3 protein-coding genes are annotated in these 2,870 nt (G+C 65.2%); all 3 read right to left on the reverse strand.

What is annotated here, in order from left to right:
- Positions 1-313, reverse strand: a 313-nt coding sequence (locus OBACDRAFT_RS09970) for a hypothetical protein (protein WP_043585233.1), incomplete at its 3' end; no start/stop codon positions are given.
- A complete protein-coding gene (locus OBACDRAFT_RS09975) occupies positions 310-1,686 on the reverse strand; it encodes a methanol--corrinoid methyltransferase (protein WP_043585236.1) in 1,377 nt (458 codons plus the stop codon). The genes OBACDRAFT_RS09970 and OBACDRAFT_RS09975, both read right to left, overlap by 4 nt.
- Positions 1,687-1,803: 117 nt before the next feature.
- A partial coding sequence (locus tag OBACDRAFT_RS09980; protein WP_157837011.1) for an AraC family transcriptional regulator occupies positions 1,804-2,870 on the reverse strand: 1,067 nt, incomplete at its 5' end.

The raw sequence follows: 2,870 nt of genomic DNA on the forward strand, positions 1-2,870 counted from the left end.
CCCCCTCCTCCGTGTTCACGAGATTTTGGATGTCACTGACCAGCCTCGCATCAGGACAGCACAGGCACGCCGGACGGCGTTGCAACCAGACCGTCACGCCCAAGGTGTGACGGTCGGCTTCGGGCAGACTAAGCCCCGCCGCCGCAAGGAGGGCGACGGAGTTTCGCGGGTCGGTGGCGGCGGAAACGGTCTCAAGGAAACTGCGTTCCCATCGAAGCCGTTCCGCCTCCCGAAGCCCGCCCACCAGAACAATCCGCGGCGGACGGCGGGCAGCGTGATCGGGCGTGGCAAAAATGGCGGGGACGTCGTTCAAAGCCCGTATTCGTCGGGAAGATACTTGGCGGCATCAACCAGCAATTTTTGTGCGGAAATAAAATCCGCCTCGTTGTCCGGGAGTTCGCCGGCCTGGTCCTCGATGCGTTCGAGAAACGCGGCTTCGCGGGCGTGCAGCTTGAGTGCGCCGGACTCGAAGCCCGTTCGCAATTCGCGCAAGGCGGCGCGCGCGGCGGCCACGCCCGCCCGGTAGGCATCGGGTGCGTCAACGATGGCCTGCGAGATGGCGATCACGCTGGCGGGCCTCAAAATCCACGCCTGCGGATCGAGCCCGGCGTCGCCGTCCACCAGCCAGCGTTGCAAGGTGAGCGCGGAGTCGCGTCCCTCAGCCAGCGCGCGGTTCATCAGGCGGCAATCGTAGATGAGCTGTTCCATGTAACAGGTGGGGGCCATGCCGCCGAGCAGCTTGATGTTTTGCACGGATTCGTTGGACCAGGTGTCGGCATAGGCCGCGGCGATGTTGCCCAGCGGACTGAGGTGGGCGCAGGCGGAGGTCTTGCCCTCCATGGCCATCGGGAAGCCGGTGATGGCCTTCAAAAACGGGTTTTCATAGCCGCAATCCTTGCCCGGCCCGACCGCGCCGCATTCGTAGGCGACGAGCGAGCGCACGGCGGACACGGCGCGCACCACCGCAGCGAATACACGCGGGATCATGCGCTGCTCGGCGAGCACCATGGCGGTGTTGCCAAAGCCGCAGGCCGTGTCGCCCGCGCACACGGCGCCGTGGGGCGTGGCGATTTCGTGGATGCGTTTCCACAAAAACTCCATGTCGCGCACGCCGAGCACGCACATCGAGTAGATGACTTGTCCGAGGTCGCACTGGAGGAGCGCCTCGTCGTGCAGTTCCTTGCCGCCGACGGATTCGATGCTGAGGAGTTCGGCCCCGGCTGCCGCCGCGCCTTCAAACAGTTCCTGCATTTTTTCCCAGTATTCGCCGCTGCGCATGAGGGGGGGGCGGATGAATTCGCGGTTGTCGTTGGGCGTCATGCGCAGGACGGACGCGACGCCGAGCTTGTCGTGCGCGTCGGCCATGCCTTCGAGGAGGATGTTGGCGAGCCGGAGTCCCCAGGCGGGGGTGGAGGTCATGGGGGGGACGGTTTCAAATTCGATGACGACGCCGGGGGCTTCGAGTTCGGCGGCGCGTTTCAGGGCGCCGGTGATGATGCCTTCGTACTGGCGTTCGACTTCGGGCATCGTGGCCGCGGTGACTTCCATGGGCGGCAGGGTGAAGTTGAGTTCCGGATACACGATGCCGCCTCCGATGTTGAGGCCGCGCTTGGTGCGCAGGGGATGGGGGGCGGTGCCGAAGAGGAGGTCCTTCGGATCGGTGATGGTGAGTTTGTGGTATTTCATGCGAGTCTGGGTTGTGTGTGTGCGTGCGTCATGACAGCCGTGGCAGCCGGGCCGGGCTGTTCTGTCATGGCATTCACAATACCAGCCGCGCATGATTCCGTGATTGTAGAGTTGTGCTTATTCTTTGGATTTTCGTGCGGGACCGCGTTCACGTTCACGACTCCCGCGGGAGCCCTTCGCGTATTCGCCCGGAGTGAGGCCGGTGCGTTTCTTGAAAACCCGGTTGAAATAGCTTTGGTCGGCAAAACCGCAGGAGAGAGCGACTTGAGCGATGTCTTCGCCGCGCCGCAGCAGGCGGCAGGCGTGGTCGAGGCGGATGCGCGTCAGCATGTCCGTAAAGCTCGCGCCGGTGCGCTGCCGCATCAGGCGCGAGAAGTGGCTGCGTGAGAGGCCGGCCACGCGCGCCACTTCGTCGCGGGAGAGTTCGTCGGCGTAGTGTTCCTCCATGTGCTCGACGGCGCGGTGCAGTTGCACGGCGTTGGGCTGGCGGGTGTTGTCCTGTATCGCGTCGAGCAATACTTCGAGCATTTCGCACAACCAGCGCGCCAGTTGCTCCTGATTGGTCAGGTTGGCGAGGGTGGAGAGCGACTGGAAATTGAGGCCGAGAATCCGCGCCGGCGCGCCGCCCGCCTGCACGGCGGTGCGCGTCATGATGACAACGAGTTCGAGGCAGAGGCTTTTGAGCAGGTCGAGCCGTGTGCGGCCGAGTGTGTAGATGGCCGTGAGCACGCGGTTGATGATGTTGCGGGCCTCGCCGCGTTCGCCGCGCCGGATGGCGGCAAGGAGGGCGGGTTCCTCACGCAGATAAATGGCGCGGATGTCGTCGTAGAGACGGAATTTGGTTTCGTGCAACGCCTCGGCCCACTCGCTTTCCCGACGGGCCTGGCGGCGGCGTTCTTCGAGGAAGGCGGCGTTGGTCAGATCGTGTTCCACCGCCAGTTCGACCAGGAACTTGCAGGCGCGCATCACGCGTCCGTCCAGCGAACCGGGCGCGCCGCGGCGGTCGAGCGGCACGCCGGCGACGAGCAGTCCGCCCAGCGTGCGCTGGTTTTTCATCACCGGTATGGCCCACATGAGGCGGTCGTTGCCGTCAGCGGTCACGCTGGGCTCGCCCCAGCGCAACGCCTCCGCCAGCGCCTGCGCACGCAACGCGCAATCCGCCGCGTCGTCGTTGCCAGCACGGG

This window comes from Geminisphaera colitermitum TAV2 (genome assembly GCF_000171235.2).
In the GTDB taxonomy this organism is placed as follows: Bacteria; Verrucomicrobiota; Verrucomicrobiia; order Opitutales; family Opitutaceae; genus Geminisphaera; species Geminisphaera colitermitum.

What these genes read in the sequence shown, in the direction of transcription:
- OBACDRAFT_RS09975 (WP_043585236.1), bottom strand. Translation starts at nt 1,686, where the DNA reads ATGAAATACCACAAACTCACCATCACCGATCCGAAGGACCTCCTCTTC.